The 23,544-nt window shown below is 73.6% G+C and carries 20 protein-coding genes; 12 read left to right on the forward strand and 8 right to left on the reverse strand.

Annotated features, from left to right (window positions below; translation table 11 throughout):
- Positions 1 to 4: 4 nt before the first annotated feature.
- Genes purB through K6T13_RS15650 form a run of 3 tightly spaced genes read right to left on the reverse strand, consistent with a single transcriptional unit; the run spans position 5 to position 4,008 of the window.
- Positions 5 to 1,429: an adenylosuccinate lyase gene (gene purB, locus K6T13_RS15640; RefSeq protein WP_222895455.1), complete on the reverse strand. Its 1,425-nt coding sequence runs from the start codon at positions 1,427 to 1,429 to the stop codon at positions 5 to 7.
- On the reverse strand, positions 1,426 to 2,694 hold the full coding sequence (gene purD / locus K6T13_RS15645) for a phosphoribosylamine--glycine ligase (RefSeq protein ID WP_222895456.1): 1,269 nt from the start codon (positions 2,692 to 2,694) through the stop codon (positions 1,426 to 1,428). Before purD ends, purB begins: the two co-directional genes overlap by 4 nt.
- A gap of 21 nt (positions 2,695 to 2,715) precedes the next feature.
- On the reverse strand, positions 2,716 to 4,008 hold the full coding sequence (locus K6T13_RS15650; RefSeq protein ID WP_222895457.1) for an adenylosuccinate synthase: 1,293 nt from the start codon (positions 4,006 to 4,008) through the stop codon (positions 2,716 to 2,718).
- Positions 4,009 to 4,162: 154 nt separating this feature from the next.
- Between K6T13_RS15650 and K6T13_RS15655 the strand changes: the two genes are divergently transcribed.
- On the forward strand, positions 4,163 to 5,074 hold the full coding sequence (locus K6T13_RS15655; protein WP_249423821.1) for a diacylglycerol/lipid kinase family protein: 912 nt from the start codon (positions 4,163 to 4,165) through the stop codon (positions 5,072 to 5,074).
- Between the two features lie 25 nt (positions 5,075 to 5,099).
- On the opposite strand, the gene K6T13_RS15660 is transcribed toward K6T13_RS15655, so the two are convergent.
- Positions 5,100 to 6,092: a helix-turn-helix transcriptional regulator gene (locus K6T13_RS15660; RefSeq protein WP_222895458.1), complete on the reverse strand. Its 993-nt coding sequence runs from the start codon at positions 6,090 to 6,092 to the stop codon at positions 5,100 to 5,102.
- Positions 6,093 to 6,370: 278 nt separating this feature from the next.
- On the opposite strand from K6T13_RS15660, the gene lysS reads away from it, so the two are divergent.
- Positions 6,371 to 8,011: a lysine--tRNA ligase gene (gene lysS / locus K6T13_RS15665; protein WP_222895459.1), complete on the forward strand. Its 1,641-nt coding sequence runs from the start codon at positions 6,371 to 6,373 to the stop codon at positions 8,009 to 8,011.
- Between the two features lie 94 nt (positions 8,012 to 8,105).
- Here lysS and K6T13_RS15670 read toward each other — a convergent pair whose 3' ends face one another.
- Both K6T13_RS15670 and K6T13_RS15675 read right to left on the reverse strand, forming a co-directional pair.
- Positions 8,106 to 9,134: a type IV toxin-antitoxin system AbiEi family antitoxin domain-containing protein gene (locus tag K6T13_RS15670; RefSeq protein ID WP_222895460.1), complete on the reverse strand. Its 1,029-nt coding sequence runs from the start codon at positions 9,132 to 9,134 to the stop codon at positions 8,106 to 8,108.
- A 193-nt stretch (positions 9,135 to 9,327) separates the two neighbouring features.
- The gene (locus K6T13_RS15675) at positions 9,328 to 9,744 is read right to left on the reverse strand and encodes a DUF3151 domain-containing protein (RefSeq protein WP_222895461.1); all 417 of its coding nucleotides are present in this window, start codon (positions 9,742 to 9,744) and stop codon (positions 9,328 to 9,330) included.
- 30 nt (positions 9,745 to 9,774) lie between these two features.
- Here K6T13_RS15675 and pyrE point away from each other — a divergent pair, with 30 nt between their 5' ends.
- Positions 9,775 to 10,302: an orotate phosphoribosyltransferase gene (gene pyrE / locus K6T13_RS15680; RefSeq protein WP_222895462.1), complete on the forward strand. Its 528-nt coding sequence runs from the start codon at positions 9,775 to 9,777 to the stop codon at positions 10,300 to 10,302.
- On the forward strand, positions 10,295 to 11,245 hold the full coding sequence (locus tag K6T13_RS15685; protein ID WP_222895463.1) for a DUF368 domain-containing protein: 951 nt from the start codon (positions 10,295 to 10,297) through the stop codon (positions 11,243 to 11,245). The genes pyrE and K6T13_RS15685 overlap by 8 nt, the downstream gene beginning before the upstream one ends.
- Here the strand turns inward: K6T13_RS15685 and K6T13_RS15690 are convergent.
- The gene (locus K6T13_RS15690) at positions 11,221 to 11,997 is read right to left on the reverse strand and encodes a DedA family protein (protein ID WP_249423822.1); all 777 of its coding nucleotides are present in this window, start codon (positions 11,995 to 11,997) and stop codon (positions 11,221 to 11,223) included. The genes K6T13_RS15685 and K6T13_RS15690 overlap by 25 nt on opposite strands.
- 57 nt (positions 11,998 to 12,054) lie before the next feature.
- Here K6T13_RS15690 and K6T13_RS15695 point away from each other — a divergent pair, with 57 nt between their 5' ends.
- Entirely contained in the window at positions 12,055 to 12,696 is a 642-nt protein-coding gene (locus tag K6T13_RS15695) for a maleylpyruvate isomerase N-terminal domain-containing protein (protein WP_222895464.1), read from the forward strand.
- Between the two features lies 1 nt (position 12,697).
- Positions 12,698 to 13,381, forward strand: a complete 684-nt coding sequence (locus tag K6T13_RS15700) for a TrmH family RNA methyltransferase (RefSeq protein WP_249423823.1) — start codon at positions 12,698 to 12,700, stop codon at positions 13,379 to 13,381.
- Between the two features lie 137 nt (positions 13,382 to 13,518).
- Here K6T13_RS15700 and K6T13_RS15705 read toward each other — a convergent pair whose 3' ends face one another.
- Positions 13,519 to 13,878 (reverse strand): hypothetical protein, encoded by a 360-nt coding sequence (locus tag K6T13_RS15705; RefSeq protein WP_222895465.1) that lies wholly within the window; start codon positions 13,876 to 13,878, stop codon positions 13,519 to 13,521.
- Between the two features lie 110 nt (positions 13,879 to 13,988).
- Between K6T13_RS15705 and fbaA the strand changes: the two genes are divergently transcribed.
- The 6 genes from fbaA (at position 13,989) to K6T13_RS15735 (ending at position 23,541) form a co-directional block, all read left to right on the forward strand.
- Positions 13,989 to 15,020: a class II fructose-bisphosphate aldolase gene (gene fbaA, locus K6T13_RS15710; RefSeq protein ID WP_222895466.1), complete on the forward strand. Its 1,032-nt coding sequence runs from the start codon at positions 13,989 to 13,991 to the stop codon at positions 15,018 to 15,020.
- Positions 15,021 to 15,140: 120 nt separating this feature from the next.
- Positions 15,141 to 18,113, forward strand: a complete 2,973-nt coding sequence (locus K6T13_RS15715; protein ID WP_222895467.1) for an FtsX-like permease family protein — start codon at positions 15,141 to 15,143, stop codon at positions 18,111 to 18,113.
- Positions 18,110 to 20,779, forward strand: a complete 2,670-nt coding sequence (locus tag K6T13_RS15720) for an FtsX-like permease family protein (RefSeq protein ID WP_222895468.1) — start codon at positions 18,110 to 18,112, stop codon at positions 20,777 to 20,779. Before K6T13_RS15715 ends, K6T13_RS15720 begins: the two co-directional genes overlap by 4 nt.
- Positions 20,776 to 21,666, forward strand: coding sequence for an ABC transporter ATP-binding protein (locus K6T13_RS15725; protein WP_222895469.1), 891 nt, complete (start codon positions 20,776 to 20,778; stop codon positions 21,664 to 21,666). The genes K6T13_RS15720 and K6T13_RS15725 overlap by 4 nt, the downstream gene beginning before the upstream one ends.
- Entirely contained in the window at positions 21,663 to 22,370 is a 708-nt protein-coding gene (locus K6T13_RS15730) for an ABC transporter ATP-binding protein (protein WP_222895470.1), read from the forward strand. The genes K6T13_RS15725 and K6T13_RS15730 overlap by 4 nt, the downstream gene beginning before the upstream one ends.
- Before the next feature lie 13 nt (positions 22,371 to 22,383).
- Positions 22,384 to 23,541 (forward strand): pyridoxal phosphate-dependent aminotransferase, encoded by a 1,158-nt coding sequence (locus K6T13_RS15735; protein ID WP_222895471.1) that lies wholly within the window; start codon positions 22,384 to 22,386, stop codon positions 23,539 to 23,541.
- Positions 23,542 to 23,544: the final 3 nt, after the last annotated feature.

Genomic DNA, 23,544 nt, shown 5'->3' on the forward strand with positions numbered 1-23,544 from the left:
ACTGTCAGACGATGGCGCCGGGTGAGTACGCCGCCGCGTCGGGGTGCCGCGAGACCAGGTCGGCCACCTGCCGGCAGACCGTCTGGGTCTGGGCGACCGCGGCACCCGTAAAGGTGATCGGGTCCGCGACGAGCGCGTCGATCTGGTCGCGGGTCAGCCCGAGCCGGTCGTCGGCGGCGAGCTTGTCGAGCACGTCGTTGGCGGCCTGCCCGCCACGCATCGCGAGGGCGGTGCCGACCGCCGCCTCCTTGATCGCCTCGTGGCCGGTCTCGCGGCCGACCCCGTTGCGCACCGCGGCCATGAGGACCTTGGTCGTGGCGAGGAAGGGCAGGTAGCGGTCGAGCTCGCGCTGGATGACGGCGGGGAACGCGCCGAACTCGTCGAGCACCGTCAGGAAGGTCTGGAAGAGCCCGTCGGCCGCGAAGAACGCGTCGGGCAGCGCGACCCGGCGGACGACCGAGCACGACACGTCGCCCTCGTTCCACTGGTCGCCGGCCAGCTCCCCCACCATGGAGAGGTAGCCACGGGTGATCACGGCGAGGCCGTTGACCCGCTCGCAGGAGCGGGTGTTCATCTTGTGGGGCATCGCCGAGGAGCCGACCTGGCCCTCCGCGAAGCCCTCGGTGACGAGCTCGTGGCCGGCCATCAGGCGGATCGTCGTCGCCAGGTTGGACGGTGCTGCGACCAGCTGCACGACGGCCGAGAGGACGTCGAAGTCGAGGCTGCGGGGGTAGACCTGACCGACGCTGGTGAGGACGCGCCGGAAGCCGAGGTGGTGGGCCACGCGGTCCTCGAGGTCGGCGAGCCGCTGCTCGTCCCCATCGAGCAGGTCGAGCATGTCCTGCGCCGTCCCCATCGGGCCCTTGATGCCACGCAACGGGTAGCGGGCCAGCAGCTCCTCGAGGCGGGCGACGGCGACCAGCAGCTCGTCGGCGACGGTCGCGAACCGCTTGCCCAGCGTGGTCGCCTGGGCCGCCACGTTGTGGGAGCGGCCGGCCATCACCGTGGTCTCGTGCTCGGCGGCGAGCCGCGCGAGTCGGGCCAGCGTCGCGACGGCACGGTCGCGGAGCAGCTCGAGGCTCTGGCGCACCTGCAGCTGCTCGACGTTCTCGGTCAGGTCGCGGCTGGTCATGCCCTTGTGGATGTGCTCGTGACCGGCCAGCGCCGAGAACTCCTCGATCCTCGCCTTCACGTCGTGGCGGGTGACGCGCTCCCGTGCCGCGATCCCGTCGAGGTCGACCTTGTCGACCACGGCCTCGTAGGCCTCGACGACCCCGTCGGGAACCGCGACGCCGAGGTCGCGTTGCGCTCGCAGCACCGCGACCCAGAGCCGCCGCTCGAGCACGATCTTGTGCTCCGGGGACCAGATGGCGACCAGGTCGGCACCGGCGTAGCGGTGGGCGAGCACGTTGGGGACGGTCGGTGTCACGGCGTCGGCTCCTGGACCGTCGGGCTGCTCGGCAGCCGGCGGGCGATGTCGGTGCGGTGCTGGGCGCCCTCGAAGTCTAGGGCGGCCACCCCGGCGTACGCCGTCTCACGGGCGGTCGCGACGTCGGCCCCGGTCGCGACGACAGCCAGCACCCGACCGCCCGCAGTGACGAGGTCGCCGTCGCGCAGGGCCGTGCCGGCGTGGATGACGTGGACGCCGTCGAGGGACTCGGCGGCCTCGACGCCGGTGACGACGTCGCCGTTGGAGGAGGTCTCGGGGTAGCCCCGGCTGGCCATGACCACCGCCACCGCCGCGCCGCTCCGCCAGGTCGGCGGCGGCACCTCGGCCAGGCTGCCGGTCGCGGCGCCGTGGAGCAGCGGCGAGATCGGTGAGTCGAGGAGGGCCAGCAGCGCCTGGGTCTCCGGGTCGCCGAAGCGTGCGTTGAACTCGACCACCCGCACGCCGCGCCGGGTGAGTGCGAGGCCGGCGTAGAGCAGCCCCGCAAAGGGGGTGCCGCGGCGCGCCATCTCGTCGACGGTCGGCTGCAGGACGTCGCGCGTGACCTCCTCGACCAGCCCCGGCGGCGCCCACGTCAGCGGCGTGTAGGCGCCCATCCCGCCGGTGTTGGGGCCCTGGTCGCCGTCGTGGATCCGCTTGAAGTCCTGGGCCGGCTGCAGCGGACGGACCGTCGTCCCGTCGGTGATCGCGAACAGCGAGACCTCGGGTCCGTCGAGGTACTCCTCGATGACGACCCGCTCGCACGCGACCGCGTGGGCGATCGCGGTCTCGAGGTCGTCGGTCACCACGACGCCCTTCCCGGCGGCGAGGCCGTCGTCCTTGACAACGTACGGCGCGCCGAGCTCGGCCAGCGCCTGCTCGGCCTCCGCGCGGGTGGTGCACACCCGGGCCGCGGCGGTCGGCACCCCGGCGGCGGCCATCACGTGCTTGGCGAACGCCTTGGAGCCCTCAAGCTCCGCCGCCTCGCGGCTCGGCCCGAAGCAGGCGATGCCGCGCTGCCGCACCGCGTCGGCGACCCCCGCCACGAGGGGCGCCTCCGGACCGATGACCACGAGGTCGGCACCCAGCTTCTCGGCGAGCGCGGCCACACCGTCGCCCGACATCGGGTCGACGTCGTGGCAGGTGGCCACCGTGGCCATGCCGGGGTTGCCGGGGGCGGCATGGACCTCCTCCACGCCGGGATCGCGGGAGAGGGCACGGGCGAGCGCGTGCTCGCGGCCACCGGTACCGATCACGAGGGTCCTCACGGGCGGCCAGTCTACGAAGGGTCAGCGGTCGTGGACGACCAGCGTCTGCTCGCGGCCCGGGCCGACCCCGACACCCCAGATGGGGGTGCCCGACATCTCCTCCAGCGCCGTGACGTAGCGCTGGGCGTTCTTGGGCAGCTCGGCGAAGCTGCGGCACCCGGAGATGTCCTCCCCCCAGCCGTCGAGGAACTCGTAGACCGGCTGGGCGTGGTGGAACTCGGTCTGGGTCATCGGCATCTCGTCGTGACGCACGCCGTCGACGTCGTAGGCGACGCAGACCGGCACGCGCTCCCAGCTGGACAGCACGTCGAGCTTGGTGAGGAACAGGTCGGTCAGGCCGTTGACCCGGCTGGCGTAGCGGGCGATGACCGCGTCGTACCAGCCACAGCGGCGGTCGCGCCCCGTCGAGACGCCGACCTCGCCGCCGACCTCCCAGAGCTTCTCGCCGTCGGCGTCGAAGAGCTCGGTCGGGAACGGTCCGGACCCGACCCGGGTGGTGTAGGCCTTGATGACGCCGATCACCCGGTCGATGCGGGTGGGGCCGACGCCGGCGCCGGTGCACACACCGCCGGCGACCGGTGAGGACGACGTCACGAACGGGTACGTGCCGTGGTCGACGTCGAGCATCGTGGCCTGCGCGCCCTCGAAGAGCACCGTCTCGCCGGCGTCGAGCGCCTGGTTGAGCAGCAGCGAGGTGTCACGCACCATCGGCCGGAGCCGCTCGGCGTGAGACAGCAGCTCCTCCACGACCGCGTCGACCTCGACCGCACGACGGTTGTAGACCTTGGCGAGCAGCTGGTTCTTCACGTCGAGGGACCCCTCGACCTTGGCACGCAGGATCCCCTCGTCGAAGAGGTCCGCCACCCGGATGCCGAGCCGGTTGACCTTGTCGGCGTACGCCGGCCCGATGCCGCGCCCCGTCGTGCCGATCCGGTTCTTGCCGAGGAACCGCTCGGTCACCTTGTCGACCGTGACGTGGAAGGGCGCGATGACGTGGGCGCTCGCCGAGACGACGAGCCGGTCCTCGACACCGTCGACACCGCGGGCTCCCAGACCGTCGATCTCGCGGAAGAGCGCCTCGGGCGACACCACCACGCCGTTGCCGATCACCGAGGTGGCCCCCGGCGTGAGGATCCCGGAGGGCAGCAGGTGGGTCGCGTACTTCTCGCCGTTGACGACGATCGTGTGGCCGGCGTTGTGGCCGCCGCTGGTGCGGACGACGTAGTCGATCGTCTCGTTCGTCGCGAGCAGGTCGGTCGCCTTGCCCTTGCCCTCGTCGCCCCACTGGGCGCCCAGGATGATGATGGCCGGCATCGGGCCACCTTTCACATCGGGGTCGGTGAACACGCAAAGACTAGTGTTCCGGGCCCCGACGCGTCGCCGCGACCTCGTCGGCCCCGTCGCGGGCCTGCTCGACCCGCCTCGCCACCCCGGGAGCTCCTGCGTCGCCCCGGGCTAGGCTCACCGCGTGGAGTCCTGCCTGGTGATCACCAACGAGGGCGCCGGGACCGCCGACGAGGCGTCGCTGAAGTGCGCCGTCGACCTGCTCTCGGAGCACACCTCGGTCGAGGTCGTGGCGACCTCGAACCCGGGCGAGCTCGACAGCGTGCTCCACCGCGCCGGCGGCCGCCGGATCGTGGTCGCGGGCGGCGACGGGAGCCTCCACGCCGTCGTGGCCGCCCTCCACCGGCGCCGCGACCTCGCCTCCGCCGTCCTCGGATTGATCCCGCTCGGCACCGGCAACGACTTCGCCCGCGCGATGGACGTCCCCCTCGACCCGGAGGAGGCGGCCGCGCTGCTGGTCACCGGCGACGTGCGACCGGTGGACATGCTGGTCGACGAGCGCGGCGGCGTCGTGGTCAACAACGTGCACGTGGGCGCCGGCGCCCAGGCCAGCCGCCGGGGTGACCGGTGGAAGCAGCGGCTGGGCCAGGTCGGCTACAAGAAGGTCAACCTCGGGCGGCTGGGTTACCCGATCGGGGCGCTGCTGGCCGCCGTCAAGCCGCCCCAGGTCCGGCTCCGGGTCGAGGTCGACGGCCGCGTCGTGTGCGACGTCGACGAGCCCGTGCTGATGGTCGCGGTCGGCAACGGCACCAGCGTCGGCGGCGGCACCGAGCTGACGCCGGAGGCCGACGCGGAGGACGGGCTGGTCGACGTGATGATCTCCCGCTCGGTGGGGCCGCTGGCCAAGCTCGGGTACGTCGCGCAGATGGCCCGCTCCCGCCACCACGAGCGGGACGACGTCGAGTACCTCCGGGCCCGGGAGGTCACCGTGTCCGGTGAGGACTTCTGGTGTGCGGCCGACGGGGAGATCTCCGGACCGGAGCGGCGACGCTCCTGGCGGGTGGAGCCGGCGGCGTACTCGATGGTGCTGCCCTGACCCCAGCGGGGGTCGCGCCCGCGGCTCAGATCCAGCCGCGGCGGGCGGCCTCGACGCCGAGCTGGAACCGGGAGTCGACGCCGAGCTCCTCCATCATCGACGCGATCCGACGCCGGACCGTCCGCAGGCTGACCCCGAGGGTCCGGGCCACCGCGGCGTCGGTGGCGCCGGCGACCAGCTGCTCGAGCAGGAACCGGCGCAGGTCCGGTCGGGCCTCGCCCAGGTCGAACTCCGGCATCGGGGTGGCGCGCTCCCACAGCGCCTCGAACCAGAACCGCAACGCCGCGACCACCGCCCGCTGGCGCACGTGGACGCGGGGCGAGTCGGTGTAGCCGATCGGCTCCGGCAGCACGGCGTGGGCGTCGCCGAGGATGAACATCCGGGTCGGCAGGTCGGAGATGACCCGGATCTGCTCGCCGAGCCGGGCGCGCGCGAGCAGGGCGTCGGGGGCCTCCGTTGCCGCGCGAACGGGGTAGATCGCCCGCGACGTACGCCCGGTGGCGAGGATCTCGCCGAGCATCTTGGTGACCAGGGCCTCCCGCTCCATCGCCCACGCGTCGGGGCGCAGCCACAGCATCTCCCCCTGGGTGGTGCGGAGCATCTCGCCGATCAGCTGCAACGGGTTGCCGCCCGAGCTGAGCTCGCCGTCGAGGGGGTGCACCTCCTCGTACTCCTCGTCGTCGGGCCGACTCGCCGCCGCGACCAGGTGGGGAACCGCCAGTGCCAGCGCATCCAGCCGGCCGGCCGCGGTCGCGGCGACCCGCGACTCGCGCTGCACCAGCCGGGCGACCACCTCGGCCAGCGGCGGGACGACGATGCGCTCACCGTCGATCCGGACCAGGCCCAGCTCGACCAGCGGGCACGCCTCCTGCGCCAGCTCCTCGCGTCCGGTCTGGAGCAGGTTGGCCACACCCTCGACGGTGTGGCCGGAGACGGGGGCGAGGCGGAAGTAGAGCTGTTCCTGGTCACGGTCGAGACCGAGAGCGGTCAGGACGGTGGAAGCGCGGCCCGAGATCATGGTTGGCATCTTAGTGACAACGGCACCCGCGAGCCACGTGGCAGGAGGAGGCCACCCCGATACTTGCCCCGTCGGGCCGACCGCGGGGGATACGGCCCGGAGCCTCGACTCGGGGCGTGTCGGTGCGGGAGTGATGCAGGGGATCGCTCCCGCACCGACTGTCATTTCGGCTCTCGTCCGGGCGCGTTGTCGGCCCGGTCCGGCCGGGCGCTAGCCTTGCGCGACGTACTCGCGGCCGCGCGGGCGGCCACCCGACCGACCGCCAGGAGCGACCACCCATGGCACGAGGCCAGCAGGGGCCACCCACCGACTGGGTGACCCGGGCCGCCGACGACGCCCTCCGTCACGCCCGCGAGGGCGAGCAGGTCACCTGCTCCTCCGGGGCGTCCCCCTCCGGTCCGGTCCACCTGGGGAACCTGCGGGAGTTCCTCACCGTCCACTTCGTCGCCGACGAGCTGGCGCGGCGCGGCGTCCCGGTGCGGCACCTCCACGTGTGGGACGACTACGACCGGTTCCGCAAGGTGCCGGCGGGCGTCGACCCCTCGTGGGCCGACCACATCGGGCGACCCCTGAGCGCCGTCCCCGACCCGTGGGAGTGCCACCCCTCGTGGGCCGAGCACTTCAAGGAGCCGCTGCGCGACGCGCTCCACGAGCTGGGCGTCGACATGGAGGAGGTGTCGCAGACCGAGCGCTACCGCGCCGGGGTCTACCGCGACCAGATCCTCCGGGCCGTCTCGCACCGCGACGACATCGAGCAGGTGCTGGCCCGCCACCGCACCAAGGAGGTCGACGCCGACAGCGCGGCCACGGTCGACGACCTGGCCCGGTTCCCGTTCAAGCCCTACTGCCGGCAGTGCGGGCGCGACACGACCACGGCGGCGTCGTACGACGAGGAGAGCACCGACCTCGCCTACGACTGCTCCTCCTGCGGGTTCAGCGGCGTCACCAACCTCACCACCCAGCACGAGGGCAAGCTGGTGTGGAAGGTCGACTGGCCGATGCGGTGGGCCTTCGAGCACGTCGACTTCGAGCCGGCCGGCATGGACCACGCGACGCCGGGGTCGTCCTTCACGGTGGGCCACGAGCTCGTCGAGTCGGTCTTCGAGATGCCCCGACCCGCCTGGTTCGGCTACGGCTTCGTCGGCTTCGCCGGCATGCAGAAGATGTCGTCGTCCGCGGGCGGGGCACCGACCGCGAGCGACGCGCTCGAGGTGCTGGAGGCGCCGATCCTGCGGTGGCTCTACGTGCGCCGCAACCCCCGGCAGACCTTCGACATCGACTTCGGGCCCGAGGTGGTGCGGCTCTACGACGAGTGGGACGCGCTGGGCCGCAAGGCGGCCTCGGGCAAGCGTGACGTCGCCGTGCTCGCCCACGAGCGTGCCTCGGCCACCGCCATGGCCGGGCAGCTGCCGACGTCCCCGGTGACCGTCCCGTTCCGGGTGCTGTCGTCGGTGACCGACGTGACCGCGGGGTCGGCCGACCAGATCAGCCGGATCGTGTCCCACGTCGGCCACGCCCACGACTCCGTGGCCGAGCTGGAGCCGCGGCTGACCAAGGCGATGCGGTGGACCACCGACTACGTGCCGCCGGCGGACCGCACCACGGTCCGGAGCGCCCCCGACACCGCTCGCCTGGCGTCGCTGTCGCCGCAGGAGCAGGAGTGGCTCTCGCTGCTGTTGTCCGGCCTCGGGTCCGACGAGCTCGACCTCGACCCCGTGACCTCGCTGGTCTACGGCGTACCCAAGCTCGCCCGCGGCCTCGACCTCGACGCGGCGCCCACCGACGAGGTGAAGTCCGACCAGAAGGAGTTCTTCCGGCTCCTCTACAACCTGCTGGTGGACGCCGACCGTGGGCCGCGGCTGCCCACCCTCATCGTCGCCCTCGGGGCGGAGCGGGTCCGCTCGCTGCTGGGTGGCTGACTCTCTCTGGGTAACGCAAAGATCATGCTGCTCCCGGGACGTCAGAGCATCCCGGGACCGACAGGGGCTTCGCGTTACCCAACCGGCCGGCACCTCACCCCGTCGCGCGGTACCGACGACCGCGGACGCGTCGGGCGAACTCCTCGAGGTGTGCCGGGAGGTGCGCGCCGAACCGGTCGCGCGTGACTGCCTCCTCCCTCCGGATGCGTTCCTTGGCGCGTTCCCGGGCGTCGCCCCAGAAGTCGGCCCAGACGAGTCGGGACATGCCCAGCCCGGTGGCGCAGACCTCTCGCTGACGCCGTCGCTCGTCCCACAGCAGCTGCTCGAGGTCACCGTGCGCGAGTCCACCGTCCGCGACCGGCCGGGACTTCTGCCGTCCGTCGCACTCGACAACATGGCAGCCGACCCGCAGGTCGCACCAGGCGACTCCCCCGGGAATCGGGACGGGGAACTGGGTCTCGATCGGCTGCAGGCCCATCTCCATCAGCAGCTCACGCCCGAGCGTCTCCACCGCCGACTCCGCACCCGGGTCGGCGTCCTCCACGACGGCCCTCACGACCAGGCTGCGGGGCCAGCCGCGCATCGCCTCAGCGGCCGCGGCGAGCTGAGCACGCGAGACGCCCCGCTGCATGGCCCCGTCCGCCGCGACCAGCCCCGCCCGGTACCCGTGCTCGCGGGTCACGTCCACGACGGTCCGGGCGATGTCGAGGGCCGCGAGCCCGTCGATCTCCACGACCTGGCCGTCGTCGTACCGGGCCCCGTGGTGGTGGACGCCGGCACTGGTGATCGAGGCGCGGAGGTGACGTCGCGTCACGTGCACGGCTGAGTCCTGGGGCCACAGGACGGGTAGGCCGTGCATCAGCGCTGCCGAGTCGTGGCTGAAGACGTGCGGCACTCGGAGGGTTCGTGACACGGCGCGGACGCGAGCCAGCGGACGGCGTCGATGGACGTCCCATGACTGCCAGAGCTCTCGCGTCGTGTAGACGCCACGACGTACCGCGACCAGCGTCCCGTCGCGAACCCAGGTGGCCGTGAGCCGAGGCGGGATCCCTGCCGCGCGCAATGCCTGTGCCGTCGCCAGGCCGTCGCCGGCCCCGACCACGGCGCGCATCCTCGTTTCCACGCCACCACGGTGGCCTCGCAGTGGTTCCTCCGACGCCGTCCGCCGTCACCCTGTGGACAGCTGACCGACCGGGTGGCCTGTGGATTAGGGCCGTCGGGAGGTTGGCTAACGCAACCTGGTGCTCACTCCCGGTACGTCAGAACGTGCCGGGAGCGTGAACACCGTTGCGTTACCCGCAGAAACCCACCGAACGTCACTCCGGCAGGAGCTCGGCGGCGGCCTCGGGTGAGGAGTCGCGGAGGAACTGGGCGCAGCGCTCCCACTCCTCGGTCTCGCCGACGGCTCGGGCGGCCAGGGCGAGCAGGGCCAGGCAGCGCAGGAAGCCGCGGTTGGGCTCGTGGGACCAGGGCACGGGGCCGTGGCCCTTCCAGCCGTTGCGCCGCAGCAGGTCGAGCGAGCGGTGGTAGCCGACCCGGGCGTAGGCGTAGGTGGTGACGTCGTCGGCCCCCTCCTCCGCCGAGAGCGCGGCGAGCGCGGCCCAGGCGATCGGGGAGGCCGGGTGGCGGCGTACGACGTCGACCGGTGCGACGCCCTCGGCGAGCTCGTCGGCGGCGGGGTCGGCGGGCAGGTGGGTCGGCGGCGGGCCGGCCATCAGGTCCACGTGGCTCATGGCCCCCAGCCTGCCACTAGGGTCTCGCCCATGACCGACCCGGACCTCGCCAGGGACATCGACGCGCGCTGCCGCCTCACCGGCGAGTTCACGCTGCGGTCGGGCCAGGTGTCGAGCGAGTACTTCGACAAGTACCTCTTCGAGGCCGACCCCGCCCTCCTCGCCCGGGTCGCCCGCCAGATGGAGGAGCTCCTCCCGGACGGCACCGAGCTGCTGGGTGGGCTCGAGATGGGTGGCATCCCGATCGCGACCGTGCTCAGCGCCCGCACCGGGCTGCCGGCGCTCTTCGTGCGCAAGGAGGCGAAGACCTACGGCACCTGCAAGCTGGCCGAGGGCCCGGACGTCTCCGGCCGGCGGATCACCCTCGTCGAGGACGTGATCACCACGGGCGGCGCGGTGCGCGACGCGACCCGCTCCCTGCGCGAGTACGGCGCGATGGTCGACCACGTCGTCTGCGCCATCGACCGGTCGCCGGAGGGCGAGAACCCGCTGGCCGACGTCGGGCTCGACGTACGACCCGTCCTCACCAAGGCGATGCTGGACGAGGCCCGTGGCTGACACCGTCGACGCCCCCGTCACCCGGAGGCCACGACGACTGCTGCCGCTCGACCTCGTCCGCGGCTTCCTGATCGGCATGGCCGAGCTGGTCCCGGGGGTCTCCGGCGGCACCGTCGCCCTCGTCACGGGGGTCTACGAGCAGCTGATCGACTCCGCCTCCCACGTCCTCTCGGCCGTACGCCGTCTCGTGACCGGCCCCGACCGGGCACGCGCGGTCGGCGTGGAGATCCGCCGGACCGACTGGTGGCTGATCCTGCCTGTGCTCGTGGGGATGGCGACCGCGGTGCTCACCATGGCGGGGGTGATGAGCGGCTTCGTCACCGACCACCCCGAGCACGCACGCGGGCTGTTCCTCGGCCTGGTCGCGGCGAGCGTCGCGGTACCGATCCGGATGCTGCCGGCCGCTCACCGGCCGGCGTGGTTCGACGTCGCCGTCCTCGTCGCGGCGGCGGTCGCGGCGTTCGTGCTGACCAGCTTCGCCGCGGGTGGGGTCGTGGCCGAGCCGGCACCTGTGGTGGTCTTCGCGGCCGCGGCCGTCGCCATCTGCGCCCTGGTCGTCCCGGGGGTCTCCGGCTCGTTCTTCCTGCTGGCGGTGGGCCTCTACACACCGACGCTGGACGCGGTCCACGAGCGCGACCTCGGCTACATGGCGGTCTTCGCGCTCGGCGCGATCACCGGTCTGGCGTTGTTCGTCCGTCTGCTCCACCACCTGCTCCACCAGCACCGGCGTACCACCCTCCTCGCCATGGCGGGACTGATGGTGGGGTCGCTCCGCGCACTGTGGCCCTGGCAGTCCTCCGGTGAGGACGGCCACGGCCCCGGCGCCCTGCTCGTCCCCACCGCGCCCGTCGCCGGACCGGTGCTGCTGGCCCTGCTCGGTGCGGTCGTGGTGACGGTGCTGGTGGTCGTCGAGTCGCGTCACCACCCGTCCGAGCCCCGCTGAGGGCGCTCCCGCAGCTCCGCGGCCAGCGACCCCTCCTCCGTCTCGCGGTCGCGGTGTCGTGCGAGCCAGGCCTCGTAGACCAGCGGCACGGCGAACACCGTGAGGATGGCCAGCATCGCCAGCTCGAGGTTCTCCTGCAGCCACGGCGCGCTGGCCCCGAGGAAGTAGCCGAGCAGCCCGAGGGAGAGGACCCACGACGCCGCTCCCACGAGCGACCAGAGCAGGAAGCGGCGGCGTTCCATCTCGATCGCCCCGGCCACCACGGTGATGTAGGTGCGCACGAACGCGACGTAGCGTCCGGCGACCAGGGCCAGCGGCCCGTGCCGCCGGAAGAAGGCGTGCGTCCGGTCGAAGTGGCGACGGCTCGGCAGCCGTCCGTCCCGCCGGTAGAGCGGCGGGCCCACCCGTCGGCCGATCTCGTACCCCACCACGTTGCCGACGAACGCCGCGGTCGTCATCAGCACCAGGGCGACGGTGAGGTCCACCCACACCGCTCCCGGGATCAGGTCGAGCCTGCCCGTGGCCACGAAGAGCCCCACGCCGAACAGCAGCGTGTCGCCGGGCAGGAACGGGAAGAGCAGGCCGCACTCGACGAACAGGATGACCAGGCAGACCCAGAAGAAGACGGAGCCGGAGCTCTCGAGCCACCAGCCGAGATCCATCCACTCGATGCCGAGCAGCCCCGGCAGCAGGGCCGACTGGGACAGGAGTGGCTCGGCCGAGACCCCGGGTCCGAACTGCGCCCCCGTCACCTCGTCAAGCGTAACTCCGGCCCCTGAGCCTCCCTCCCGTCCCGTTAGCCTGCTCCCGTGAGCCTGAGCATCGCCGACGACGTCCTGGCCACCGCCCGGGTGGTGCGCGAGCTGGTGGCCGACGACGCCGTGGCGCGGCGCTGGCGGGACGAGAGCGCGTGCGCCGGCATGACGGTCGGCGGCCTCACCCACCACCTGGCGGCGCAGGCCACCACGGCGATCGGCCTCCTCTCCTCCGAGCCGTACGCCGGTGAGCCGATCCCCGTCGCGCAGCACTACCGCCAGGCGCCGTGGGCCAACAGCTCGCTGGACGCGGAGGTCAACGTCTCGATCCGCGAGGGCTCCGACGAGGCTGCCGGACGTGGCCACGCCGCGGTGCTGGCGCAGCTCGACGAGGAGATCCCCCGGCTCGCCGACGTGCTGGACGGGGTCGACGACGACACGGCTGTCCTCGTCCCGTGGCAGGGCTGGGCGCTCACGGCGCACGACCTGGTGGTGACCCGGCTCATGGAGATGGTCGTCCACGGCGACGACCTCGCCGCGAGCGTCGACCTGCCGACGCCGGCGTTCCCCCGCGAGGCGGTGCGGCTGGTGGTGGGTCTGCTCGGCGAGGTCGCGGTCGACCGGCACGGGCAGGTCGCCGTGGTCCGGGCCCTGAGCCGCCCGCAGCGCGCACCGGCCACGGTCTCCGCGTTCTGAGATGTCCGACGAGGGCGAACCGCGGGCGCCGTACGACCCCATGCCGCACGGCCAGCCCGAGGTGGGGCTCGGCCCGTGGGAGGGACCGTGGCCCGAGGGCGACCAGTACGACGCCGAGCTGCTGCGCCACGGCGACCGGCGCAACGTGGTCGACCGCTACCGCTACTGGACCGTCGAGGCGATCCGCGCCGACCTCGACACGCGCCGGCACCACTTCCACGTCGCCATCGAGAACTGGCAGCACGACTTCAACATCGGCACCATCGTCCGGACCGCCAACGCGTTCCTGGCTGCCGAGGTCCACATCGTCGGCAACCGACGCTGGAACCGCCGCGGCGCGATGGTGACCGACCGCTACCAGCACCTGCGCCACCACGAGACCCCCGCCGGGCTGGCGGCCTACCTCCACGGCCTGGCGGAACCGGTCCGGCTGCTCGGGATCGACAACCTGCCGGGGTCGGACCACCTCGAGACCATGGTGCTCCCGCGCCACGTCTGCTTCCTCTTCGGCCAGGAGGGACCCGGCCTGAGCGAGGCCGCCCGGGCCGTGTGTGACGGCACGTTCTCGATCGCGCAGTTCGGCTCGACCCGGTCGATCAACGCCAGCGCCGCCGCGGCCGTGGCGATGCACGCGTGGGTGCGGGAGTACGCCGACCTGTCCGGTGACACCGCCTGGCGCGGCTGAGGGTGGGGCGGGACGCCGTACGTCCCGGGATCGGGCTGGACCCCGACGACGTCCCGCCCACGGATCCCCCGCGCCGACGTCGCGGCGACCTCTCAACGGCCGACCACCCCGGAGGTCACGTCGGCCGACCATCCTGCTCAGGTCAGGAAGACACCCGCCAGCAGCAGCAGGGAGCCGGTCAGGCCCAACGCTGCGGCCACCAGCGCCGCGCGGGCCACGGACGTCACCCAACCGTGGTCCGGGCTACGAGCCGGCTCGAGCGCCAGCCACAGGCCCAGGGCGAGAGGCACGGCGGTGGCCACGGCGCGCCAGAACATGAAGGTCGAGGGGGCGCCGCCGAACTGCACCTCGGACAGGAACTGCAGGCCGGTCGTGAAGCCGTTGGCGCCGAGCAGCCCCGACACCGCGAGCACCAGCCCGGCGAGCGCCCTGGTCGTCGGGTCGAACATCCTGCGCACGGGCGTGCGCCCGCCGGTGGGTCCGTCGTGCTGGGCCATGTCAGGTTCTCTCCCGTCGTCGTGGTCGAGCGAACCCTATGCCCGTCCACGATCCGGCCACCCGATCCGGGCCCGTAAGCGACCCGCGGGTAGCCACTAGGGTGGGCGGCATGCCGATCGCAACGCCTGAGAAGTACGCCGAGATGCTCGACTCCGCGAAGTCGAAGTCGTATGCCTACCCGGCCATCAACGTGACGTCCTCGCAGACCCTCAACGCCGCCCTCAAGGGGTTCGCGGACGCCGAGTCCGACGGCATCATCCAGGTCTCCACCGGCGGCGCCGAGTACCTCTCGGGCCCCTCGGTGAAGAACATGGTGACCGGCTCGGTCGCCTTCGCGGCGTACGCCGCCGAGGTGGCCAAGGCCTACCCCGTCAACATCGCGCTCCACACCGACCACTGCCCGAAGGACAAGCTCGACGACTTCGTGCGGCCGCTGGTCGAGATCTCCGCCGACCGCGTCGCGCGTGGGGAGCACCCGCTCTTCCAGTCGCACATGTGGGACGGCTCGGCGGTCCCGCTGGAGGAGAACCTCCAGATCGCCGAGGAGCTGCTGGCCAAGTGCTCCGCGGCCCGGATCGTCCTCGAGATCGAGGTCGGCGTCGTCGGTGGCGAGGAGGACGGCGTCGTCGGCGCGATCGACGACAAGCTCTACAGCACGCCCGAGGACGCCATCGCCACCGCGCGGGCGCTCGGCACCGGCGACCAGGGCTACTACATGACCGCGCTGACCTTCGGCAACGTGCACGGCGTCTACAAGCCGGGCAACGTCAAGCTGCGCCCCGAGATCCTCCAGCAGGCCCAGCAGGCCGTGGCCAAGGAGTTCGACCTCGGCGACGACGCCAAGCCCTTCCACCTCGTCTTCCACGGCGGCTCGGGGTCGACCGCGGAGGAGATCGGCGCCGCCGTCGACTACGGCGTGGTGAAGATGAACGTCGACACCGACACCCAGTACGCCTTCACCCGCCCCGTCGTCGACCACATGTTCGCCAACTACGACGGCGTGCTCAAGATCGACGGCGAGGTCGGCAACAAGAAGGCCTACGACCCGCGGGCGTGGGGCAAGGCCGCCGAGGCCGGCATGGCGGCCCGCATCGTCGAGGCCTGCGAGAACCTGCGCTCGAGCGGACACACCCTGCGCTGAGCAGCCGGGCGGCGGGGATAACCCGTTGCCGCACCACACCTGGTCGATGCGATAGTCACCTGTGCCCCGAGCGGGGCACGAGGGGACGACGGAGAGCCGGATGACCGACGGACGGGGCACGTGAGCGCGCCCGCGACGCTGTCGATGGTGCTGCGTCGTGCCCGGGCACTCCCGGCCCCGGTGGCCTCCGTGGCCGTCAACGTGCTCGTGGTCTGCACCCTGGTGTCGGGGCTGGTCGCCAGCCTGACCCACCTCCAGCAGGACGCACTGGCCTCGACCCTCGCGGCCGAGCCTCCCGACCGGACCGTGGTGACGGCCTCCTCGCCGTACGACGACGAGGACCCCCGCCACCAGGACCGGGAGGTGCGGGCGGCCCTGCAGCCGGTGGTGGAGGTGTCGGGCGGCGACGTGGTGAGCGTCGTGGAGACCGGCACCTGGGACGTGGTCGGCTCCCCCACCGGTCTCGCGTTCGCCGCGGTGACCGGCGACGGAGGGCGGGTCCGGGCTGCGGCGGGCCGGCTGCCCGAGGCGACGTCGTCCGGGCCGCTGGAGGTCGCCGCCCCTCCGGGCTCCGGCCTCGCCACGGGCGACGCGGTGACGCTGCGGAGCCGGACCGACGGTCGGGAGGTCGACGCCACGATCACGGGCACCTGGGAGGTCGCCCCCACCGACGCCCGATGGCTGGCGGACCTGGGCCCCACGGCGGCCGTCGTGCCGCTGCAGCAGATCGGGGAGGTCGCCTCGGGCGGCACCCAGGCGCGGTGGCGGGCCGTGCCCTCGACCGACCTCGAGCCTGCCCGGCTCGGGTCGCTCCTGGACGCCGTGACGACAACGACGACCGAGCTGCAGGTCGCCGCCACCCGGCTCTCGACGAGCATCAACGTCACCACCGACCTGCCCGAGGTCCTCGACGACCGGGCTCGCGAGCTCACGGTGCTCCGCGCGCTGCTGCTCGTCCCCGGCGGGCTGCTGGTCCTCGTCGCCGCGGCCGGGTTGCTGCTGGTGGCCGCCGGCCTCGCCGACGTACGCCGCGAGGAGGAGGGGCTGCTCCGCTCGCGGGGCGCCAGCCACCGCCAGCTGGTCGGACCGACCGTGACCGAGGCGCTGCTGATCTGCGGCGGGGCCGCGCTGGTCGCGCCGCCCCTCGCGGCGGCCGTCGTGCGGATCGGTGAGGTCAGGCCCGCCCTCGACGTCGCCGCCTGGCTGGGCAGCGTCGTGGCCGCCGCCGTGTGCGCGGCGGCGCTGTGCGTCCCCGTCGCGGTCCGCGCGCTCACCGGCGACCGGGGCCAGCAGGGCACCGCGGAGCGCCAGCGCCGACGGCTGCTGACCGGGCTGGTCGCCGTCGCGCTGCTGAGCGGCACCCTCGGGCTGCTGGCCGTGGTCACCCTGCGTGGCTTCGGAGACGTCGTCGGTCAGGCGAGCGCCTCGCCCACCGTCGACCCGCTCCTGGTGTCCTCACCGGCGCTGCTGCTCCTGGCCCTCGTGGTCGTCGCGGCCCTCGTGCTGCTGCCCCTCCTGTTCCGGGGAGTCGCAGCGCTGCTCGACGGCCGCGGGTTGGCGCCCTCGCTCGGGTCACGCTTCGCCGCCCGCGCGCCGGTGGCGACGGTCCCCCTGGCCCTCACCGTCGCACTCGCCTCGGGCGTCCTCGCCTTCGCCGCCGTCGAGCGCGCGAGCAGCGTGGCGGCGCGGCAGGCGCGTGCCGACCACGTCGCCGGGGCCGACGTCCGGGTCCTCACGCCCCCGAGCGCGCAGCGTGCCGGGTCGACGCGTGAGCGGCAGCTGCTGGCGTCGCTCCCGGGAGTCGCGCGGGTGGCACCCGCGCACCGCGCGGACACCTACATCAAGGACCTGCCCACCGAGGTCGTGCTGACCGACGTCTCGGAGGTGACCGCACCCACCCTGCTCGATCCCGGCGACCCGGGCTGGCGGGACGTCGTCGCGCCTCCCTGGGACGCCGAGGGGGTGGGCGTCGCGCTGCCGGACGGCACCGACCGAGTCACGGTGTCCCTCGGCGGCGGCGACACCGGCGGCACCGACCTGTGGCTGGCCGGGCCCGACGGCGAGGTGCTGGTGGTGCCGGGGCGACTGCGGCAGGGCAGCGGCAGCTTCGCGGTCCCCCACCGCGAGGGGCTGCGCCTGGTCAGCGTCGGGACCGACCTGCCGGCCGACGCCGACCCGCAGGGGCGCCGGCCCGCCGCGACCGTCACCGCCGACGGCGTACGTCTGCAGACCGGGAGCCACTGGTTCGCTCCCGGAGGGAGCACCCGCGTCAGCTTCGGGTCGCGCCCCCTCGAGATGCCGGCTCCGGTGCCGGTCGTCTTCACCGACGGGCTCGCCGCGGCTGCCTCCCTGGACGTCGGCGACACCCTGACCATGCCGCTCCTCGGCACCCCGGTGCAGGCCCGGGTCACCGCCACCGTCCCGGCGCTGCGGACCGTGGTGGGCGGCGGCGGCGTGCTGGCCGACCTCGGCACGGCGCTCCCGACCCTGCTGGCGTCCGGCTTCGACGCCGATCCCGACGAGTGGTGGCTCACGATCGAGGACGGCGCCGCTGCCACCCCCGTCGCCACGACGCTCGCCGACGAGCCGACCGTGGCGGCCGACGTGATCACCCGCTCCCGGGTCCTCGACCAGCTCGCCGCCGACCCCAGCACCGGAGGCGCCGCGCTCGGCCAGGTGCTGCTCCTCACCGGCACGGGGTGCCTGGTGGTCGGGGCGCTGCTGCTGGTCTCCGTCGTGCTGCTCCGGCGGCCCGAGCACGCCGAGCAGGCCCGTCGGATCGGTGCCGCCGGTGGCGACCGTCGGCTGCTGGTGGGCGCCCTGGGCTGGGAGTACGCCGTGACGACCGGTGCCGGCGTCCTCGTCGGCGTCCTGGCCGGTGGTGTCGTCGCCGGCCTCACGCTGGTGTCGATGACGCTGGGGCCGGACGGGGAGCCGCTCGTCCCCGCGCCCGAGATGCTCGTGCCGTGGCTGACGGTCGTGGTGGCACCCCTCGTCATGGTCACGCTGCCCCTGCTGACGTTGGTGTGGTTGACCCGGCGCGGCCACGGCCACGGACTGGGCGCTCTCGACCGTCACCGGGGTGGCCGGTGAGACGCCTCCTCCCAGCTGCCGCCCGGGCCGACCGCGGCCTGGTGCTGCTGGTCGCGGTGCTGTGCACGTGCCTCACGGTGGCCGCCACGAGCACGGCGTGGTGGCTGCGGACCAGCGCCGACGACATGGCGGCGGCCGTCTTCGCCGACGCCGGTGCCGACGCCCGCCAGCTGCAGGTCGCCTACCAGGAGGTGAGCGACCCCCGGCTGCCCGCGACCGCCGGAGACGCGCTGGTGGCGGCGATGCCGACCACCGCGCGGTCGGCGTTCGGTCCTCCGCGGCCGGCGGTCATCACGCCCGACATGGTCCCCAAGGTGCTGCCGCCCCGACCATCGGCCCCGGCCTTCCTCTCCGTGGCAGGGTTCCCCGACCTCACGGGGCTGGTCGAGATCGTCGAGGGGCGGATGCCCGACCCGGGCAGCCCGCGACGGGCGCTGCCGGACGAGGTCGGCGAGACCTACAACCCGTTCGCCGACGCCGACTACGTGCCTCCCGACCCGACCCGCACCGCCGTGGTGGAGATCGTGCTCGAGGAGACCGCCGCACGCGAGCTGCGGATGCCCGTGGGCAGCTGGGTGCAGGTGTCGAGCAGCAGCCTGACCTTCGACCGGCAGCAGTCCGCCGTCCTCCACGTGGTCGGCACCTTCCGTCCGGCGGGCCCGGCCCCCACCGCGCTCGACGACGCCGACTCCGCCCGGAGGCCGTCGATCTCGCGAACGCCGGAGTTCAACCTCGTGCGGGCGACCGCCCTCGCTGCCGACGAGGAGACCGTCCTCGGTGCCACGTGGGAGGGCGAGCCCGAGGTCCGCTACACCTTCGACCTCGCCGGCAGCCCGGCGGCCGACGACGCCGCGCGGCTGATCGAGGACGCGCGACGGCTGACCCTCCAGACCTGGCCACCGGTGGTGCAGGCGGAGAGCTTCACCACCGCGACCGGGGTCGGAGGTCTGGCGCAACGCGTCCTCGCCGAGCGCAACACCAGCGACGGGGTGCTCGCCCTCGTGCTCACGGCCCTCGGTGCGGCGGCCCTCGCGGTGCTGCTCGCCGCCGCGGTGGTGCTCGCGGGTGGACGCCGGGCCGTGACGACCGTCGCGCGAGCCCGAGGTGCCTCCAGGCGGTGGCTCGTCGTCCAGCGCGGCGGCGAGGCGCTCCTCCTCACGGTGCCGGGCGCGGCGGTGGCGCTCGGTGTCGTCCGGCTCGTCGGCGGGTCGCTCACCACCCGTGATGCGCTGGTGGCACTGGCCGCAGCTCTCGTCTGCGCGACGCTGGTGACGGCCGCGCAGACGGTCCCGCAGGACACGGCGGGCGGGCGGCTCCAGGCGGTCGCGAGGGATGCCGCCCAGCTGGTGGCCGTCGGCCTGGCCGGCGCCGCGACGGCCCTGGTGCTGCTCGACGACGACCTCGCCGCCGACGACCCGGTGCTGCTGGCGGTGCCGGTGCTGGTCGGGGCTGCTGCCGCGGTGGTGCTGACCCGGCTGCTCCAGATCGGTCTGACCGCGCTGCGGCGCACCGTCCGTGGGACCCGGCGCCTGGCCCCCGTCGTGGGGCTCAGCTCGGCCACCGACCTCGCGCGCCAGGTGGTGCTGGCCAGCGCCGCCCTGGTCCTGGCGGTCTCGTCGGGCTGGCTGGCGGTCGCGGCGGCCGACACATTGCGCACCGGTGCCGAGCGCGCGGGTTGGGACGAGGTCGGCGCCGACACCGCGGTCCTCACGACCGGCGTCCACGACGACACCGTGGCGCGCCTCGCCGACGTCACCGGGGTCGAGACCGTGGCCCCGGTCGCGACCACCGGCAGCATCTCGCTCGACACCCGCACCGGGGTCGAGGGCGTGGAGCTGGTCGCGACGGACGTCGCCAGCCTCCGCCTGGTCGGCGACGAGCGTGTCCGCGACCTGGAGCTGCCGGCGGCTCCCGCCGGAGAGCTCACCGCGGTCGTGTCCTCAGACCTCGACATCGAGGACGGCCGGGCCGTGCTGCGCTACGCGCAGTCGACGATCCCGGTCCGGGTGATCGACCGCGTCGACCGCATCCCGGGAGTCACCGACGGTTCGTTCCTGCTGGTCGACATCGCGGCACTCTCGGAGGTCGTCGACCGTCGGCTCGACTCCTACAGCACCATCCTCCTCTCCGGAACCGCCGACCCGGACCGCGTCACGGAGGTGGCCAGGTCGGTCGACCCGCAGGCCGTCGTGGAGTCCCGTGCCGCGATCACCACCGCCATCCTCGAGGGACCCGCCGCGACGCGCACCCTCGGCATGCTCGCGGTGACCACCGTCGCCACCGCCGTGCTGGCTGTCTTCGCCGTGCTGCTGGTGGTCGGGCTCGGGGCACCGACACGGCGACGGACCGGCGCGGTGCTCAGCGCGATCGGCGCCGACGTCCGGCAGGTACGCCGCGTCGACGTGGTCGCCCTGCTGCCGGTCCTGCTCGCGGCCGGTGTCGCCGCGGCCGGGTGCGGCGTGCTGTTGACCGGCATCGTCGACCACGGCTTCGACCTCGCGGCCCTCACCGCCACCCAGGGGGACCTGCCGGTGCGACCGACGACCACGACGGCCCTGGCGGTGGCCGGCGCCCTGGTCGTCCTCGTCGCGGTTGCGAGCCTGCTGGCCCGCAACGCCCGACCCGGCGCCGACATCATCGACCAGACCGACCAGGAGCAGAGATGACGAGCACGGTCGCCGAGGCCACCCAGATCGAGTGCGAGGGCCTGGTCCGGATCTACAAGCGCAAGGGGGTCGAGGTCGTCGCCCTCCAGGGGCTCGACCTGCGCGTGGGGCGCGGCGACCTGGTCGCCGTCGTCGGCGCGTCGGGCAGCGGCAAGTCGACGCTGCTCAACATCCTCTCCGGCCTCGACAGCCCCAGCGCCGGACGGGCGGTGGTGGCCGGGCACGACCTGCTCGGGATGGGGCGCGCCGAGCGTCGCCACTACCGGCTGCGCACCTGCGGCTTCGTGTGGCAGCGCGCCACCGACAACCTGGTCCCCTACCTCACCGCCACCCAGAACGTCGACCTCCCCCAGCGGCTCGCCGGGCAGCGCCGCGCCGAGCGCGCCCATCGCACTGCTCTCCTCCTCGAGCAGCTGGGGATCGCCGAGACCGCCGACCTGCTGCCCACCGCGATGTCGGGCAGCCAGCAGCAACGGCTCGCGATCGCCGTCGCCCTGGCCAACGAGCCCCAGGTGCTGTTCTGCGACGAGCCGACCGGAGACCTCGACACCGCTGAGTCCCACGAGGTCTACGGCGCGCTCCAACAGGTCAACGAGGCCCACGGCACCACGGTCGTCGTGGTCACCCACGACCCGGCGGTCGCCGACGAGGTACGTCGCACGGTGGCGATCCGCGACGGCCGCACCTCCTCGGAGACGCTGCGGCGCACGGCCGCCGGAGCCGACGGCGGCCACCACGTGGTGGCCGAGGAGTTCGCGGTGCTCGACCGCGCCGGGCGGCTGCAGCTGCCGCAGGACTTCGTGGCTGCGCTCGGGCTGCGCCACCGGGTCCGGGTCGAGCTGGCCGACGACCACATCCAGATCCGGCCCGAGGGGGACCCGTCATGAGCGACCACGCCGGACCGATGATCTGCGTCCGCGACCTGCACAAGACCTACCGTCACGGCGGCCAGGACGTGCACGCGCTGCGCGGGGTCGACCTCGACGTGCCGCCCGGGCAGCTGCTGCTGCTCACGGGTCGCTCGGGAGCCGGCAAGACCACGCTGCTCAGCCTCGTCGCCGGTCTGCGCCGGGCCGACCAGGGCCAGATCACGGTGGCCGACCACGACGTCACCGCTGCTTCGGAGCGCGAGCTGGTGGAGCTGCGGCGGCGTACGGTCGGCGTGATCTACCAGGACTTCGCGCTCCTCCCGCTGCTGACGGCTGAGGAGAACGTGGGGCTGCCGCTGCGGATCACGCGTGCGGCCGCCCAGGAGCGCGACGCCACGGTGGCCGCGCTGCTGGACAGGGTCGGGCTGTCCGCCCATGCCCGGCAGCGGCCCGACGAGCTCTCCGGTGGGCAGCAGCAGCGGGTCGCCATCGCGCGGGCGCTCGCGATCCGACCGCACGTGCTCCTCGCCGACGAGCCGACCGCCCAGCTCGACTCGGAGACCGGGGCGCAGGTGATGGCACTGCTGCGGACGTTGGTGGTGGAGCAGGGCACCACGGCGGTCGTCGCGACCCACGACCCGGCGATGCAGCAGTTCGCCGACGCCGTGGTCCATCTCGAGGACGGCCGGCTGACCGACCCGGTGAGGGCGGCCGTCGGTTAGTACGGTGGCGGACATGCGTGCCACGCGACTCGACGGCATCCCGCCGACCATCTTCAGCACGATGTCCGCGCTCGCGGTGCGGACGGGCTCGGTCAACCTGGGTCAGGGGTTCCCTGACCGGGACGGACCCGCGGGGGTCCTCGACGCCGCGCGCACCGCGATCGCCGACGGCCACAACCAGTACCCGCCCGGCATCGGCATCCCCCCGCTGCGGGCCGCGATCGCCGCCCACCAGCAGCGCCACTACGGCATCGAGCTCGACCCCGACCGGGAGGTGTGCGTGACGACGGGCTGCACCGAGGCCGTCGCCGCGGCTCTGCTCGGGCTGGTCGATCCCGGCGACGAGGTCGTGGTCCTCGAGCCCTACTACGACAGCTACGTCGCGATGCTGCAGGTCGCCGGCGCCGTACGCCGACCGGTGACGCTGCGCGCGCCCGACTTCCGCCTCGACGCCGACGAGCTGCGGGCCGCGGTCACGCCCCGCACCCGGTTCGTGCTGCTCAACTCCCCGCACAACCCGACCGGCACCGTGCTCACCCGCGAGGAGCTGCAGGCCGTGGCCGACCTGGCGATCGAGCACGACCTCGTGGTCATCACCGACGAGGTCTACGAGCACCTGGTCTTCGACGACCACGAGCACGTCCCGATCGCGACCCTGCCGGGCATGGCCGAGCGGACGCTGACGCTGTCGAGCGCCGGCAAGTCCTGGTCGGTCACCGGCTGGAAGGTGGGCTGGGCGACCGGGCCGGCCCCCCTGGTGGAGTCGCTGCTGGCCGCCAAGCAGTGGCTCAGCTTCAGCTCCGGCACCCCCTTCCAGCACGCGGTCGCACACGCGCTCGACCACGAGGCCGACTTCCCCCTGGCCCTCGCCAAGGACCTGCAGGGGCGCCGCGACCTGCTCTGCGCCGGTCTCGCCGAGGTCGGGCTCGCGCCGCGGGTCCCCGAGGGCACCTACTTCGCGCTCACCGACGTCGGCCACCTCGGCTGGGACGACGGGCTGGAGTTCTGCGAGACGCTGCCCGAGCGGGCCGGCGTGGTCGCGATCCCGGCCCAGGCCTTCCACGACGACCTCGACGCGGGACGCCACCTCGTGCGGTGGGCCTTCTGCAAGGAACCGGACGTGATCGAGGACGGCCTGCGCCGGTTGCGCGAGGCCGCCCTCGAGAAGTGAGCG

It is taken from the genome of Nocardioides coralli (assembly GCF_019880385.1).
GTDB classification, from domain to species: Bacteria; Actinomycetota; Actinomycetes; order Propionibacteriales; family Nocardioidaceae; genus Nocardioides; species Nocardioides coralli.

What these genes read in the sequence shown, in the direction of transcription:
- K6T13_RS15705 (WP_222895465.1), bottom strand. Translation starts at nt 13,878, where the DNA reads ATGGCCCAGCACGACGGACCCACCGGCGGGCGCACGCCCGTGCGCAGG.
- K6T13_RS15725 (WP_222895469.1), top strand. Translation starts at nt 20,776, where the DNA reads ATGACGAGCACGGTCGCCGAGGCCACCCAGATCGAGTGCGAGGGCCTG.
- pyrE (WP_222895462.1), top strand. Translation starts at nt 9,775, where the DNA reads ATGACCGACCCGGACCTCGCCAGGGACATCGACGCGCGCTGCCGCCTC.
- K6T13_RS15675 (WP_222895461.1), bottom strand. Translation starts at nt 9,744, where the DNA reads ATGAGCCACGTGGACCTGATGGCCGGCCCGCCGCCGACCCACCTGCCC.
- K6T13_RS15660 (WP_222895458.1), bottom strand. Translation starts at nt 6,092, where the DNA reads ATGATCTCGGGCCGCGCTTCCACCGTCCTGACCGCTCTCGGTCTCGAC.
- K6T13_RS15735 (WP_222895471.1), top strand. Translation starts at nt 22,384, where the DNA reads ATGCGTGCCACGCGACTCGACGGCATCCCGCCGACCATCTTCAGCACG.
- K6T13_RS15700 (WP_249423823.1), top strand. Translation starts at nt 12,698, where the DNA reads ATGTCCGACGAGGGCGAACCGCGGGCGCCGTACGACCCCATGCCGCAC.
- lysS (WP_222895459.1), top strand. Translation starts at nt 6,371, where the DNA reads ATGGCACGAGGCCAGCAGGGGCCACCCACCGACTGGGTGACCCGGGCC.
- K6T13_RS15650 (WP_222895457.1), bottom strand. Translation starts at nt 4,008, where the DNA reads ATGCCGGCCATCATCATCCTGGGCGCCCAGTGGGGCGACGAGGGCAAG.
- fbaA (WP_222895466.1), top strand. Translation starts at nt 13,989, where the DNA reads ATGCCGATCGCAACGCCTGAGAAGTACGCCGAGATGCTCGACTCCGCG.
- K6T13_RS15730 (WP_222895470.1), top strand. Translation starts at nt 21,663, where the DNA reads ATGAGCGACCACGCCGGACCGATGATCTGCGTCCGCGACCTGCACAAG.